Genomic DNA, 16,197 nt, shown 5'->3' on the forward strand with positions numbered 1-16,197 from the left:
GCGAGCTATCTTATCCCAGTTTCCCGTCTAAATCAAGGTCAACGAAAGCATCTGTCACAAGATGTCTGTAATCTTTCTTCACGGGGACAGTTGTTCCATGGCTTGCACGGTCTACCATCCGTTGATGAAGGTCTGGAAAATCATTTCGTATATCTACAGAAGCAAATTCTTCGAGTTCAAATCCTTTGAAGAAGCGGATTTGGCCATTCGTGTCTTCGAGCTCAAGGAAACGGATGCAAGGTGGTTCAGCACGCCCAATCACGACATCTTCGTAGCCTACTGTATGGATAACTCCATATCCCCCGTTCTGATTTAGACTTAGGATTGTTTCTAAAGCGGTCTGTGCATTGTCTACTCTCTTGTCACTTGCTTCGGAGTATTCCCAAGACAAACCCATTCCCCAGTCAACGATGCCGATGCCTTCTTTGGTCAGTTTAGAGGACGTAGATGATGGGACTGCTGGGTTGTTCCGATGCAGGAATACACTAGGTTCAGATAGGATTTCTAACTCGGGTGTTTCTGACACACCACTAACAACATCAATAATATAACTTAAGACCACCGATTTAGACAAATGAGTTATATATTCTTGCTCTCAAATGAGCGAGACTTCTTACTGTGAATCGGTTGACTACACTAATGTCAGCAGATAGTGTTTGAGCGTTTAGTATAGCCCAATACCTAACTTGAAAATGTTCTCACGGTAGATGTTCTCTATGTCCTCATAATACGTGTGGAGATACACGTCAATCGCTTCACCGTAGTCGACTGCTGCGTCGCCGATCGCGTCTCCACGCATGTACTTGACCAGTTCACGGTTGAGATCCTGGTCGATACGCCAGAAGCTGGAGAACCAGTGTCGTCCGAAGTGACTCGTCACAGCTTCGTGGTGCTCGGTTTCGGCGTACTTGGGATGAAACCCGGTCTTCCACGCCTCGTTGATCCTTTTCGGCCACAACTGATCGTGTCGCTGGTCGGAGAGGAACAGCCACGGCTCACCGTTGTCGGGTCGAATGAGCAGCCACTGGACGAGGAGTTGACGCATTTCGTCGTCCAGCGGCAGGACGCGCCCTCGTTTGGACTTGTTCCCATCCCGCTCGTCTGCCGGCGGGATGTAGATCGCATTTTCGTAGTCACGAATCTGGGGATGAGTTCCCAGTTCCGGATAGCTCTCCTCGATGTCGGGATGCTGGATGCTCACGTCTTTGAGCTTACTGTTGCAGACCGCTCCTGCTCGCATCCCCAGCTTGAGTTGCGCGCAGACAAAGCATCTGTCTCTGATGTGCTTGATAGTCCTGACTCCCTCTTGCAGGTCCTCGAGGGGAACATTTGGATGATCTTTGTCGGGTTCTTCACTCTTCCACTCTCGGAACGGGATCTTTTCGCGAGCGGCCTCGATCGGGTTGAAGTCCTCACCGTGAGGAAACACCGATTCGCGCTGCCAATACTGATAGGCGCGGTTCAGCGCGCGTAGGTGCGATTTGATAGTTCCGACATCATGGCCTCGATCGGTCCACTGCGCTTCAGCGAAGCTCGTGATGTGACCTGTGTTTGCGCAGGCGTAGTGCCGACCCTGCTCTTCCATGTGCTCTTTGAACTGCCGGAAGATCCTGCGATAATCGTTCTCTCGACTCGTCGAGAGCCCTCGCGACTCCAGAACCTCCTTCATGTATACCTCGAGAGGATCGACGTCGAGGGTCTGAAACTGTTCTTCGTACTTCGCGAGCGGATCAGCTTCCAGGTCGAACGCGTCAGCGAACGCCTGGCGCTGTGCGTCGATACCGTCGTTGTTCCTGTTTTCATTGCTCATGGATGTTATCTCAAACTGACTTTTGCATCCCAAACCCGGCCAGCGGTATCGTACTCCACCGCAGCCATCAGGAACGGCTGGTAAACATGTGGATGATCAGTTCGTGCGAGCAGCCAATTGTAGAATCGCTCTAAACGAACCCAGTAATGGTTGTACACGGTCCTGACGTTTCGTCGGTCCAGCAGTGATTTACACCACTGGTTGACGTCAGCAGGAGTCGCGAGTGCGTGGTGTCGACCACGATCGGCCACGTGTTCCTTCCAGAGCTGTCCCGCACGGCGAGTGTCCTGCCGGTACCGATCACTCGAATACTGTGGGAACAGATGGTCCTCGAGGAACGTCTCCCATACGTCTTTGTCGCGGTACGCAGCAGCGTGCTGGTTCAGGCGGTACCGCGAAGGCACCTCCTCGAGTCGCTTGTAGACGCCGAGGCGGTCTTTCGGATCCTTGGAGAGTTCACGCGGCATCCGCGACCTCCTCCTGTGGTTTCATCGTTGCAGGATAGTACCGATCACCAACAGTTTCTATCGAGTCGCCCTGCAACGCATCCAGATGCCCGTTTATCCGATCTGGAGCAGTGTCAATGATATGCTGCGTGACTTCCTCGTATGTTGCTCCAGGGTTTTTCTCGACGTAGGTCTGGATCGTCTCGCGTTCCGTCCCATGGAGTCGATCCTCTAGCGTGTCGATGCGGTCTCGGGCACGTTCGAGTTCGTCCTTTATATCGTTACGTTGCTCTCGCAATTCACGATGAGATTCGTCCGGTTCAACGCGAGCATCGAACTTCTTTAATCCGGACTCCACCATCGCTTGAATGAATTCGCTGATACTCATCCCGTACTCTTCTGCACGGTCTGTCCAACGATCGTACTGCTCTTCGGTCGGATATGCAGTAGCAGGTTGCGACTCAGACATCCTTCCGAGGTTCTGTACCGACACGTGACGATCTCGCTTCGGCAAATCGAAGTTGGCCGTTCTCTACCCAGTAATCGAGGGTGTTGACGCCGTCAAGATCGACTCCAAGCAGACGCAACTCGGCAGCACTCAGCATAATCGCGATACCGAGGGGATCGCCGTTCGTGTCTCGATTTACGGTTGCTTGCCGTTGGTCCGAGCCGTTTCCGATGGCCTGCACCTTGGACCAATCGTCTGGATCGCCGTAGGGACTGTTCGTGCCCTCGTCACTAGGTGACCACTCTGGCCAGGCTACCTGTTCCTCCGTATCGCACCAGGTCCCAGACGAGCCGATTTTACTTCCCACAGCCTATTTCACCTCTATTCAGGGCGCATCGATGATCTTCGTGCATCGTTTCCATCCCCAGATTATGGCCGATAGTATATAAATGTGGCACACTATTTGGTCACAAGAGGAGAAATATAATAACCATAGATGCGAGTCAATGTGGGACACTAATAAAAAGGCAGCGCGCGTACGATTGCGAAAATGCGTCGTATCCAGCCGAGTTGGCTGAATGAAAACGATGATCTAATCCTCGAATTGCTGGGAAAGAGCGGTGTCGCTATCAATAAGCGAGGGATTGAACTGAACCTCGAGCTCAACGACAAGTCCGTCTCGTATTCGACGATAAAGAGACGAATCGATAAATTGGCTGAAGCAGGCTTTGTAGAACAAGTTCGCGAGGAGGGGTCCTATTATCGCATCACGGGAAAAGGGGTCAGCTATCTTACTGGCTCACCATATGGGGCGTCCACAGCGGGAGATGAACCCGTAGAAGTGACAGAGATTGAGCCACTAGATTATGAAATTCTCGATGCGATTCATAGCAGCGACGAACCCCCAGAGGTTGACGAAATCGTTGCGGTTGTCTCCGCTAATCCCGAGCGGATACGGGATCGAATAGAGGATCTCATCTCGGATGGAACCGTTACTGAAACTTCAGAGAATCAGCTCAAATTGTCGCTCGGAGGTCAGTATATACTTCAAATGTTCCGATTGGGTTCGGATGTAGAAGGACAGATCGACCGATACGGCATCGTAGATTTAGACGATGGAACGAACCAACGTCAGAGTGGATAATATTAGATAACACTAGCAGTTCTTGTTTTTAGGAAAACCCGTCCACTATCAGTTATCTCGACCGTTTTACTTCTTCCATCCTTTCTGGTGTGCACGAACCACTCAGATTCTAGACTGCTGATATGGCGCGCGATTGTACTCTTCGACTTATCAAGCTCATCTGCTATTTCACTTATTGATAAAACTGTATCCAGGTCGTGGAGGTCGGCGAGAAGAGTTGCTTCAGCGTCCGAAACTTCCCCGCGAAGATTCAAGCGTGGTAACCGTCGGACACTGCTATCTATATCGCCCACCTGGAGAACTGTGTCGATATTTTCATCACTAGTGAATGTCGCCACTGTTAGTGGCAACAGTAATTCCCGCGCACCACCACCCAAAATAACGATGGTTTCACCTTCCGATGCCTGGATGAGATCAGCACAGTACAACGTTGTCTCGACAAAATCGGTGTACGGTAGATGCTCTGTTTCTAAGTCTAGGTCCGGGACTACTTGCGTCAGGACATTTTGAACTTCCTGAAAAGCATCCTCTCCTCGATCGGAACTGCTTGCGGGTTGCAGCAACACGACTCGATCTCCTGTTTCTATGCCTTCACTCAAAACGGGTCTGACTACGCGTCGACTATCGAATCCCAATGGAGCGAGGTATGTACGCATATCGATAGCATCTGCTCGAAGCCTCGTTACTGTTCCGGAATAGTGCAACAGTACGCACCGTATTCGAACAGGAGCGACGAAAAGGGTCCAGAAATCACTGCCACATCGGATGTCTTGGTTTAGTTCGCGATGTACCGTGTCGCATTATCGCAACTCACGCCTAACTGTTTCATCGCCGATAATTATATGATGATTCGACAGAGAGTGTGAGGTGTTCGCTCATCTCGCCGACGGGGCGAGTAGAGGCATCTATGAAATTATAATCTACCCGACAGTTTTATGTGGGTTCCACTCTGACTGCTATGCGTTCGCATCCTACGTTCACGGCCTGAGAAGGCTGAGAACGACGTAGCGATAGCTACGGTCAATGGGTGCGTGCAGACGGCGTCCATCCCACACCGACGCCGAAACCAACTCCCAAGCGATCACCCAGAACGATGCACGATCCACCCGACTCAGAGACGCCAGCATTAGCGGACTTCATCGGAACACGAGATTCGTTTCTCGTGATTCGGGATCCGCAACTAGCAAAGACTGGTTCGCAAGCACGCGCGCAACTCAGGTCGTTGCCGTTCCTCGCCGAATTCGGCCTGGATAGAGTTTCGCATCCAGAGATATACGATAACGGGTTGCGACTCGTTGAGTACGAACTGCTTCCAAACGAGAATCTCCGAGAGAATGGGGTGGATGGTGTCGAGTTTCCACTAGTTCACTACGTCAGCCAAGAGATGCTGACGGGAGAACTACGGGACGAAGACAGCACGTTCGACGATCAAGACGTTATTCGGCGGCTGCTGCGGAAGCGCCCGGAAAGTCTGCCATATGTGCTCGTCACTGATACGAGTACACCGAAGATGCCCCGTCATACGAAGAAACCGGGGAAGTCGTTCATCGACGAGTTCGAGTGCACGGTCACCGATTACAAAGGACTGCTGAAGCGGTACATACAGTACAACCTCGACTCGGATCTACCGCTATCAACAACGCAGAATCTGTTCTTCCATCAGATTTCTGCGCATCACAAACAGGAGGGTCTCGAGGCAGGCTCGATTCCGGTCCTCTTCGATTACACGCAGATTCCGGCTGACAGTCCCGCCTGGGCGCCTCTCTACTACCTCATTCGAGAGGACGTAGACCGTGTACTGGAAGATTACTCCGAGCGCATCAGAGAGGCGCTCCGTTCGTGGACTGAGCGCGGGCCCACGCAGAAAGTCGCGAACAGCATGCTCGACATGCTCGAACGTGTAGAATTCGAGGAAGATCGATTAGACAGTTATCGTTATCGCCACCAGGAGGATATATGAGTACAACATACACACCGGCGACCAACAAGCCGGACAAACTACTCACCGGGTTCATCTCGGTGCGAGCACCGGAGCTAAAACACATCTATAGCTCACTTCAGGGGACCACCAGTGTCTCTGAAGTCACGAGCAAATTCGGTCGACCAGCTACCGGCGGTGAGGTGAAAACCGATCACGTCGAAGGGTCACTTCGTTTCCTGAATGCGGTCGATCTCGTCGAGAGTCCGACCGGAGACATCAAAGATACGGTCGAACCCATTAACGAACGGCACTTCGAGGGTCTCCCTTTCGAAGCACGGTTGTTATACCACTGCAATCAGCAGGACGGTCGTCAGTCCCACTTTGGGGATGTTCACCGGGCCCTACTGAGTGAGGGGAGCCGAACGGTGAACGCTGGCCGAGACAACCTTCGAACCATTCTGAAGCGCGAGACTGACTACGACTTCAGTTGGACCGACGAGAAGATCGACATGTGGGTGACGTTGTGCGAGCAACTGGGTCTCGTGTCGGAGACCGAGGACGGTCTCGTGCTGAGTCCCTGTCGCGCGGTGATGTACGACGCGCTCGTACTCGCCCCAACTAGTTCAGGAGAGGACGCAGGCTACGACGGAGAGACAGTTGAAGACGGTGAATTCCGACGCGCACTCAACTGGATCAACGACAACTTGTTCACCGTCTACAAGGCACGAACTGGAACGCCGCGGCTTCACCCTGCAATCGCTGATGTCCTCCGTAACATGGAGGAAGATGGGGTCCTGTCCCTGTCTGCACCCGGCGACGCGCAGAACCAGGTAGAAGTGCCACCAGCAGACCTCGACGATGACGTCCGCGGAAACAGACGAAGCGTGACGCACGTTTCGATTCATTCTCGACCGGACGAAACGGCGTATCAGTACCCTCTCGACCAACTTCTCACTCACCAATGAGCCAACAAATCAAAGATTCACCGGCCAGCGGAGAGATGCCCCAATACTGGGACGACGAGGAAGTCGACCACTTCATCACGTCGGAAGCCCACACGAAGAAGAAGACGCCCGAACAGTTCCGAGAGACCCACGTCGACATCGATCGGATTTACGCAGACACGCTGACCCCACTCGGTATCTCGGGCGACTTCGTCACCCAGGAGAACGTACTCGACGCGATTACTGCGTCGAATATCGACGACCCGAACCGTATTTTCATCCTCCGTGGTGAACCAGGGTCGGGGAAAAGCCAGCTCTGTGAATGGACGAAGTACCAGATCAATGGGTACGGCGAGGATGACGACGGTGTTGAAGACTACGTCGCCCTGCACGTCTCCCGTAGCCAGACCCGAATGGATCAGATCATCGACGTCCTCACTGAGCCACTCGACGTCGACACCGATGTCAGAAATATCGATGATCTCGACCCTGCCGATGCGGCCAGTGCTATCGTCGAGTACATGCGCGGCATCTGGTCAACCGAGCACTTTTCAGACCAAGAAATACAGGAGCTGACCGAGAGCAGAGGCGATAATAGCGACCTGCGAGAAATCTTCGCCAAGAACATCAGGGAGTATCAGGAAGCTCTCGATTCTCGTGACGAGAATCCCGACTTCAATCTGCTAACCCGCGCAGATTTCCGCACTCTACGCCTGCAACTGAGCTTCAGTACGAAGCTCACGGAGAACAAAGACGTTCTGTACTCTGTCCTGAAGAACGAGGCTCACGAGTACCTTTCCCGCAATCTCGTGGGCGACTTCAAGGAACAGCTACAGCAATACTCGGAGATGTATCAGGAGCGCGGTATCCGGCCGGTACTCATCTGTGAGGACCTCACGACGTTCAGCGTCCTGAAAGAGCAACTCCTGGACCACATCTTCGAACTTAGTAGTAGCAGCTACGACATCGTCCTCGGTTGGACGATCGGCTGGGAGCAGGACAACATCGACGACGCCCTCGCTCGCGAAGATGCAGCGACGTACATGCAAGGCCGGTCCGAGGGGTACCTAACGATGACCGACGAGAACGGCGAGGCGTACTTCCTCGACGACGATGCTTCGGTAGCCCTCGCCCGATCGTATCTAGGTGCCATCAAACGGAATTCTGATGTGGCAGACGCGCCTCAGGACGTTGCAGAAGCTTTCGACGGTTTATACCCGTTTAACGAGCGCTTCATACACGTCGCTTATCGACAGCTAAACGACGAGGGAAGCAACCGGAAGACGCCGCGGCTGTTGCTTCTTCGAGTGGTCAAGCACTGTCTCAAGTCGACGTGGGCACCTTACGAAGCGATGAAGTCGAACTCGTTCGTCGACACGCCGACCTTCGAGATCGACATGAAATACGACCAAATCTACCAAGACGTCAGCCGCTGGTACGGAGTACCTGTCGAGGATGGCGTCGGGGTCAAGGTCGGCATCTTCGAAACGTTCGGCATCGAACTACCGGACGACGACACTGCCGCTGTGAAAGGCGATTACGTCGTGTTCGACAAGGGCAAGGGGAGTGCGGTACTCGATAAGATCAAGAATCCGCCGGTACCGGATCACGAGGTCGATACCGAGGACGACGGAGACGATACAGAAAGCAACTCTTCTGAGGTCGAAGACGGCGAAGAAGCAGCAGACGACGAGGATCCAGAAGACGAGCAAGTTGAGGTCATCGACGAACCAGAACTGAGCGAGGAAGAACGCGAGCGACAGCGCAAATTCCAGGAGTTCCAAGACTGGGTCACGAGCGGCGAAGAGTATCCCAGTTCGGACACGCTCCACGACGGCGCAGTCGCCGTTCTCGAACGGTGGCACAACCCTACGCGCCTGAGTAATCCGAACTCCTCGACGCGGTCGGTCGGTGGGATTTACTACGCTCGCGGCGACAGTATTCCGGTCTCCATTCAAGGAGACCAACAACGCCAAGCTAGCGTCGACATCGAACTCGAATGGGGTGCAGAACACGCCGATCTCTACACTCCGATGCTGGAGTACGGACTGTTCGATATGTTCGACCCGACGACGACGAACTTCGATCAGCTCCGTGCGTGGGCAGACACTAACGTCGCCCAGTTCCAGCATGAAATGCGCGAAGAGATCGAGGACTGTCTTCCCGAGGAACTCACGATAGAGAAAACGCTGGTCCTCGCACAGTTCTTCCTTATCAACGCTGCCCGTGGAGTTGAGGTCGACGACGATCAGATCCCCTCAGAAATCGTCTTCGAGGAGTACGACAGCAACCAGTCGTACGGTAAACCGATCGTCGAAAACTTCGATCGAGATAGCGCGTTTGGACAGGCGTTCACCGACCTCACCGTGTCGTCGGGGGATATTAGTGACCTTATCGAGGGTTTCTTCCTCCTCAAATCGAACGTCGTAGACTACGAGCGCCTGTCTGAAGCACGTAGGGAGGTTGCCGAAGACCTCGAGGCACACATCGACGCTACGATGGTCATCGATACCGACGAACTCGCTGACGCGTACAAGGTCGGAACGACGCGAAATAACGCCAATACAAAGGTATCGAGTCTTTTCGATCGGATTTCGGATTACGCCGCAGAACTCCAGCGGCTCACGGTCGACGACGACGGATCACACATCCAAAAGGCGCTCGAACCCGTTGAACGGTGGTACGACAGCGGCCATACCGTCGATCAGCTCGCAGAGTGGTTCGAGACGTTGTATCAGTGCGCAGGTGCGATGGACGTTCCGATCAAGTCGAGTTACGAGGGCGCCTACGAACTGCTCACCGAATCGCCGGAGGAAGTGAAGCTCACGGCCTTCCGTGATGACGTTGAGCAGTTCCGGAACATGGGTGACGCAACCGGTGTGACGTTTATCGCTCGACTTCACGACTTCGCCCGGAGCCAAGACGAACAGGCAGCGTGGGAGATATACGAGGCGTTCGACTCGCTGATCAGCGATCTCCAAGACCAGGAACACGCTACCGGGGCCGATCTCGAACATCGCATCAAGCAACTCAGCGAGTACAGTAACTACGAGCAGAAGCGCCAGTCGATCGTCTCTCTGACGGAGGATCTGTAAAATGAGCGAATCGAAATCACTACCGACGGCCGTTGACGCCCTCGAAGACAAGGCTCGAGAACACAAGCAGGCACAGAACACGCAGTATCACGTCTCGGTCGCGCGGCACAACATCAGCGAGGTGAACGACGAACTCGACGAACTCGCTAAGCGTCTTCGAGACCTGAAATACTACAAGACAGTGCTTGAGGAGGCTTTCGACGGTTCCGCGCCATCGATGACCAGTAGCGCGGTTCAGGTGGCGGAGAAAGCGGTCGAGGTGACTCAAGAGGATCTACTCAAGAACGTCCAGAACGACGACATGGGCGAAGGGGACGCGGAACTCGACGATCTTGGCGCAGACGGTCAGAGCGACCTCGAGGTCCAACTGACATCGGACGTCGAGACCCATATCGAGCAGATTCGGTCGGCGAAGAAGCAGATAAAGAACGTCACGGAAACCATCGAGGGTCAACTCGACAGCAAGCGCAACGATTGGAGTACAAAGGTTGCGGCAGCGGAAGAACTCCAGAAGATCCTCGGTGGGCAGGACTCGGACTTCGCGCGTACACTCAACCACATGCACACGTTGCTTACGCGAGAGTTGATGGACTCGAGTGGAAGCGCCACGAGTTTCGTGTCAAAGTGGGATAACGCCACCAACGACTGGGAGAAACATCAATCGCTCCAGAGCTTCGACGACTTTCAAGAGAAGCACGACCTCTCAGACTCCACAATCGAGGACGTAAAGACGCTCAGTAAGTCCCAACAGCTTACGTTGGCGGATGTCTCGCTCGACTCGCTCGAGGAGATGAAGCGCGTGGATGAACTAGAGTCGGCGGTGGAACTCAACCTGTAACGATGAAGGATCCCGTCGCCAGCGCGGAAGAAATGCAAGCTGCATACCACGACTACTTTATCGGTCGTGGTGGTCGAGCTGCGCGTAGCGTCGCTAATCGCCTGGCAGACGGCGAGGACGACATCACGGGAATGCGCGGCCCCTACCTTCAGGCACTCGACATCCCGAACTGGAGCGGCCGTTCGTGGGACGCGTTCGCTAGGTCGGCACGTCTCGAGCCGCACATCCGCCGGGCTTTCTCGAAGATCGGCTTCGAGCGGCTCTACGACTTCCAGGAGCGTAGTATCGAGGCCATTCTCGAGGGAGATGATACCGTCATTACTGCCGCGACGGGACGAGGAAAAACTGAAGCGTGGCTCATTCCCATCCTCAACCGCATCCTCGAAGACAAACGGCATGGTGACGGGGGTGACGATACGAGCGTCAAGGCCACGCTCATCTATCCGACGAAGGCGCTCGCACAGGACCAGTTGAAGCGCCTCCTCCAGTACCTCTACCTCATCAACAACCACCTACGGTCGGAACAACAGATCACCGTCGGTATTTACGACGGTGATACCCCGCGGAATGTCGGCGAATCAGGCTCCGAAGGGTACCTCAACGCGACCTTCCGTCACTTCGAGTGCCCCGGGTACAATGACGAACTCGATAAATGCCAAGACTGCGGTGGTGGTGTTCGGATCCGAAACACCGGTGCTCGGTTCAAACTCATCCCAGAAAAAGCGCACTGTGAAGACGATGATCCGCACGACGTTCCGCTCGATTTCCTGCGGCTAACGAAGAACGACATCCTCGAGAACGGCGTTGACATCCTGCTCACGAACCCGGACACGATCAACTACCGACTCATCAACACTAACGCCGAAGACGAGCACGAGCGGTTCGTCTACGAACCCGAATTCCTCGTCTTCGACGAGGTCCACACCTACGACGGCCTATTCGGGAGCTACACGTCGACGCTGATGAAGCGAATCCAGTCGCTCCGCGAGGAACGCGGCCTCGACGACTTACAACTCGTCGCGAGCAGTGCGACCGTCGAGAACGATGTCGAGTTGTTCCAGAAGGTTAGCGGTGCCGTCGACGTCAAACAGGTGAGTGAGTCACCACGCGACCTCGATGGGGAGGTTCCGGACAATGTTCCGGAAGAGCTAACGTCGCACAGTCTGTCCGTCGACCGCATTCTGCGTGCGACGGCCGCGCCGGACGACGTTGTTCCGGGCCTCGATGCGTTCGACTACACGCTGGAGGATGCATCGAGCTACGACCGTGACCGCCGGGAGACGCTAGCGAGTGACGCTCTCTTCGATTACCTCACTGAAGCCAAGGACGACCCCGGCGCACAGGTCGTTCGCTACGTCCACCAGTTGTTGTACGATGAGCCACTCACGCGGTCCCAACTACACAACGAGTTAGCGACGACGCTGAATCTCGACACCGATGAAGCATCGAAACTGGTGTCGAACGTCCGGACCCTCGGTGAGTTTTCCGGTATGCTGGAGAACCGAAGTCACGTGTTCTCTTGGCCAATCGACGGCTTCTATACGTGTCCATCGTGTGACGCAACGTACCGCTCCCCACAGGACGACTGTAACGAGTGTGGGTTCGACTTCGTCACGCGCTCTACCTACTGCCGACACTGTAGCGACGAACACCTTGTCGGATGGTACTGTCCAGGCTGCGACCAACTAGAGCCGTACACGCCGACCGAACACGGGACGATCGACCAAGACGAGGAACACGTCTGCCGCCGATGTGAGGTAGCGCGCGACGATGTCGTCCAGATGGTTCGTACGACGTTCCAGCCGTTCCTCGAGTGCCTCGACTGTGGACTCCGAACCGAGCGAACGACGACCCGTGACTGTCCCGAGTGCGGTTTCAAAACCGTCAGGACCGACGATGAGACGTTCACCTGCGTTAATCCGAAGTGTGAGTCAGCTCACGAGATTGAGCGAGTCTGCGACAACTGTGACGGGACCGACTTCGGGCTAGCTACTGTTGCGAGTCGATTCGATTGCCCAGAATGTGGCGCGACTTACGAACACCCCGAGCAGGCCCCTGACCAGTGTGTCGACTGTGGTTCCTCACTCACCTCGACGAGGTTCCTTCCCTGGGTCTGTGGGAGCGACGATTGTAATCGAGTCCTCTTCGATGATTCCCCCGATCAATGCGACTGTGGCTCATCGTCGTTCGTAAAGCGCGGACTCTTCGAGATTCACGACGACCAACACTGCCGTTCGTGTGAGACAGCATTCCTCGGCGACGAGGGTTGCAACTGTGACGATCCGGACATCCATCCGCGAACCGGTCACCATCAGGCCTACAAGACGATCGACACCAGTGGGTGGATTCACACGATGAGTTCGCAGCCGTCGGCCGTCCCGTGCCCGCATACGTATGCCCGGTACGAGATTGACCGCCGGTTCGACGAACTGATGCGAGGTCCGAGCAACCTCGCGGTGACCACCTCGCAGTACATGTTGCGCCGCGTTGCTGACGAGGAGGGCCAACAGGCGGCGAAGCTCCTGTCGTTCGCTGACTCTCATCGTGACATGAAGGAGCTCAGTCGTGACTTCTCGGAACCAGAGGTCGAGACCCTTCTTGATCAACTGTTAATCGAAAGTGCGTCGTCGCGCGACGACGGGAACCAGTGGACGCAGTTCAGTCAAATCCTCGAAGATGCCGCAGACATCGTCGACGAGGTTAACGATGCGCTGGAACCCCCTCGAGTCACGAGGAGTGTCGAGTTCGACCTGAAGTCGCGGTTGAAGGATCAGCCCCGGAAGCGATGGGATAACGACGACGCGCTTCGAGACCGCTTGAACCGGCGCGCAATCGAGCACACATACAGTCAACGCTTGGGTGAACGCGATGGATCCCTCGCCGAGGAGGGCTTGATCGACGTTCGCTTTGCCCCTGGTCTCGAAGAACTCGACAGCGACGAGCGCGCGATCGTCCGCGAACTCGTCGACGAGGGGAACGACTATCCAGTCGCAAACTTTGACCACTCGAGTCCCGACCGCTCAGCCGAAGCGGTGGTGGAGGAACTGGTCGATCGCGACATTCTCACGTACGGACACACCGAGGACTACGTCTCGTTTGATCCGTCGGCGCTCGCTATCACAGTCGCAGGCGACGGGGACAGCATCCGGTTCGATCCCGATACTGAGCGGTACTACACGACGCTCCACCATCAGTTCGGTATAGACACGAAGTCTGCTGTCCCATCGGGAACGTCGCTCACGGAACGAGCATCGATCTCTCACCCCCGGTTTACACAGCGTGCGCACCGTGCCGAATACTCAGAGACACGGATTCTCATCTCTGAGGAGTATCTCGGGGCGACGAATAAGCGCAAGCGTCGGGAGTTAGAGTACCTCTTTCGCGAGGAGAACTACCCCCACCACCTCTCTTCGGGACCGACGATGGAACTCGGGGTTGACATCGGCGACCTCGACGCACTCCTGCTGTATGGGACGCCGCCGAACATGAACGCGTACCTCCAGCGGGTCGGGCGTGCGGGGCGCAGCTCCCATTCTTCGATGGTTCACTCGGTCAGTCAGCGCAACCCGATCGACTACTACTACTACGATCACCCGGACGAACTCATCGACACTGACCCGACTCCAGTACCGCTCAACGAACACAACGAGGAGGTCCTACGCGTTTCGCTGTCGTGGGGGATCTTCGACTACGTGGCGGCTAACTTCACCATTCCGTGGGACGTCAGTCGACACGGTCGTGCGCGGTCGATCGATGGTGGAGATACCTATCACCGTCGGAGCATGCTCGACGAGAGCGAACGCGACGACGCCAGTAAACTGACCCACGTGATGTCCCTTGGTGCCGACACGCTGTCGCTCGGTAGCGACGACTCAAAACTCGACGTACTCGTCGAAGTCGTCGACGACTACGAACGAGACATCGCCGACTACCTCGAGTCTCTCCTCGACTACCGCTACTGCGAAGAATGTGAACGGCGGTATGCTACTGACGACGATCGCGAAACGTGTACCAACAGTGACTGTGATGGAGAAATCCTGCACGCTCAGAGCGAGTTCGGCCACCTTGTCGACGACGTTCTCGCGAACTTTGACGAGCGCTACATCACTGGATACCGCGAGTATAAACGGGGGCTGGAAAGTGAGTTGTCTGATCTGAAACGACGTAACTCTCGGTTGCGTCGTGACCAGCAGCAGGCCGGGTCAGACGAACGGGCACGCATCATGCGCGAACGCCGGGGCCTCAAGGACCGCGTCGAGGTTCTCGAGGACTACCTCTCTGATCTGGGTGGCGAGAGCTACTTCGACTTCCTCAGAGAGTCCCGTGAAAGCAAATACGACTTCTCGATGCGGAGCGTCGCCACGACGGCCGGCCTGTCCCTGGTCGATGAAGGGTACAACCGCCGGAACGTCGGTGATCAGGGGAGCGGACGTGCAATGCAGATGGCGCTCTCAGAACTCCACCCCGGCGCCGCCTACCTTGACGGCGGGGAGACGTACACCGTCTCGCGCGTCCGACTCGACGACAAGGCTAGCTCGGACCTCCGTGATACCGTGAGCGAAGCTGTCGACGGAGATCATCTGGCCGAGGAACTCGTCTGCCCGGCGTGCCACACCTCGCACGACCTCGACGCTGACGGGTGTGATTGCGATAATGATGTACCGCTCAAGCGACGCCGACTGGCGGTACTCGATTCGGTCGATGCCTACCACGATAACCTCAAACTGACCGCAGAGGGTGACGAAGCGCGCTACCTCCACGACGAACCGAACAAACCGATCCAGAACACGTACGCCGAGCGGGAGACATCGATACTCAAGTTCGACTCCGAACGGACGTTCGAACTCCAGGATGCCGATGGCGATCCACTCGGGACGATCGAGTACGGCGATTACTCGGTTCTGCTGCACACGAAGAGCTACAAGACGAAGTACAAGTCAGGGGAGGTTGATCCGAGGCCGACATCCTTTGAGGTATGCGGTGAAGAGAACTGTTCAGGCGTCATCTATCGTGACGATGACGACGAGTGTCGGTGCAGCGCCGACCCCGACCACTTCCCTAACGGCCGCGGTGCTGACTCCGAGTTCATTCGCCTTGGATACCAGTACGACACTCAGGGTGTCCGAGTTGACCTCAACGACCGCGACCTGTCGCACACGTTGGCTCACGGCCTCCGAGTTGCGCTGCAATACCTTGGCGGCGTTAACATTCGTGATCTCGCCGAATATGTCGGTGAGGATCATGTAGACGTCTTCGAGTCTCAAGAGGGCGGGTCCGACGTCGCGCGACTTCTCTTCGAACGGACGGACGGAGAGTTCCGGGCGTTCCACCGTGCAGTCGGACTTATGCGCGATCAGTTCGACTGTGACTGCGAGAACGGGTGTCCGTCCTGTCTCTACCAATACGGCTGTGACGTCAGGAACGACCAGCGGTCGTTCGACCGAGAACGTCTTCGAGACATCCTCGCCAACGGTAGCGTGATCATTCAGCCTATCACGAACCACGAGATCGACGAACAGCTCACCGACTGACCAACATCCCACACAAATTG

11 protein-coding genes are annotated in these 16,197 nt (G+C 55.5%); 6 read left to right on the forward strand and 5 right to left on the reverse strand.

The genetic code is table 11. The features are described from left to right. Nucleotides 1-10: 10 nt before the first annotated feature. The 4 genes from DPQ64_RS18475 to DPQ64_RS01130 all read right to left on the reverse strand — a co-directional run bounded on the left by DPQ64_RS18475 (nt 11) and on the right by DPQ64_RS01130 (nt 2,749). Nucleotides 11-526 (reverse strand): hypothetical protein, encoded by a 516-nt coding sequence (locus tag DPQ64_RS18475; RefSeq protein WP_157971541.1) that lies wholly within the window; start codon nt 524-526, stop codon nt 11-13. A 138-nt stretch (nt 527-664) separates the two neighbouring features. Further along, nucleotides 665-1,810 (reverse strand): tyrosine-type recombinase/integrase, encoded by a 1,146-nt coding sequence (locus DPQ64_RS01120; RefSeq protein ID WP_115862518.1) that lies wholly within the window; start codon nt 1,808-1,810, stop codon nt 665-667. A 5-nt stretch (nt 1,811-1,815) separates the two neighbouring features. Further along, nucleotides 1,816-2,277: a hypothetical protein gene (locus tag DPQ64_RS01125; protein WP_115862519.1), complete on the reverse strand. Its 462-nt coding sequence runs from the start codon at nt 2,275-2,277 to the stop codon at nt 1,816-1,818. Continuing rightward, on the reverse strand, nt 2,267-2,749 hold the full coding sequence (locus DPQ64_RS01130; protein WP_232820446.1) for a hypothetical protein: 483 nt from the start codon (nt 2,747-2,749) through the stop codon (nt 2,267-2,269). The genes DPQ64_RS01125 and DPQ64_RS01130 overlap by 11 nt, the downstream gene beginning before the upstream one ends. Before the next feature lie 505 nt (nt 2,750-3,254). Between DPQ64_RS01130 and DPQ64_RS01135 the strand changes: the two genes are divergently transcribed. Next, the gene (locus DPQ64_RS01135; RefSeq protein WP_232820447.1) at nt 3,255-3,848 is read left to right on the forward strand and encodes a winged helix-turn-helix domain-containing protein; all 594 of its coding nucleotides are present in this window, start codon (nt 3,255-3,257) and stop codon (nt 3,846-3,848) included. Between the two features lie 2 nt (nt 3,849-3,850). On the opposite strand, the gene csa3 is transcribed toward DPQ64_RS01135, so the two are convergent. Then, nucleotides 3,851-4,504, reverse strand: coding sequence for a CRISPR-associated CARF protein Csa3 (gene csa3, locus DPQ64_RS01140; RefSeq protein WP_115862521.1), 654 nt, complete (start codon nt 4,502-4,504; stop codon nt 3,851-3,853). Between the two features lie 437 nt (nt 4,505-4,941). Between csa3 and DPQ64_RS01145 the strand changes: the two genes are divergently transcribed. The 5 genes from DPQ64_RS01145 to DPQ64_RS01165 are packed head-to-tail and all read left to right on the forward strand — an operon-like array spanning nt 4,942 to nt 16,177. Further along, the gene (locus tag DPQ64_RS01145) at nt 4,942-5,808 is read left to right on the forward strand and encodes a hypothetical protein (protein ID WP_115862522.1); all 867 of its coding nucleotides are present in this window, start codon (nt 4,942-4,944) and stop codon (nt 5,806-5,808) included. Then, nucleotides 5,805-6,734, forward strand: coding sequence for a hypothetical protein (locus tag DPQ64_RS01150; RefSeq protein WP_115862523.1), 930 nt, complete (start codon nt 5,805-5,807; stop codon nt 6,732-6,734). The genes DPQ64_RS01145 and DPQ64_RS01150 overlap by 4 nt, the downstream gene beginning before the upstream one ends. After that, a complete protein-coding gene (locus DPQ64_RS01155; RefSeq protein WP_115862524.1) occupies nt 6,731-9,808 on the forward strand; it encodes a hypothetical protein in 3,078 nt (1,025 codons plus the stop codon). Before DPQ64_RS01150 ends, DPQ64_RS01155 begins: the two co-directional genes overlap by 4 nt. A 1-nt stretch (nt 9,809) precedes the next feature. Beyond that, entirely contained in the window at nt 9,810-10,646 is an 837-nt protein-coding gene (locus DPQ64_RS01160; RefSeq protein WP_115862525.1) for a hypothetical protein, read from the forward strand. 2 nt (nt 10,647-10,648) lie between these two features. Next, complete coding sequence (locus tag DPQ64_RS01165) at nt 10,649-16,177, forward strand: DEAD/DEAH box helicase (protein WP_115862526.1); 5,529 nt, start codon at nt 10,649-10,651, stop codon at nt 16,175-16,177. Nucleotides 16,178-16,197 lie beyond the last annotated feature (20 nt).

It is taken from the genome of Halorussus litoreus (assembly GCF_003382685.1).
Classification (GTDB): Archaea; Halobacteriota; Halobacteria; order Halobacteriales; family Haladaptataceae; genus Halorussus; species Halorussus litoreus.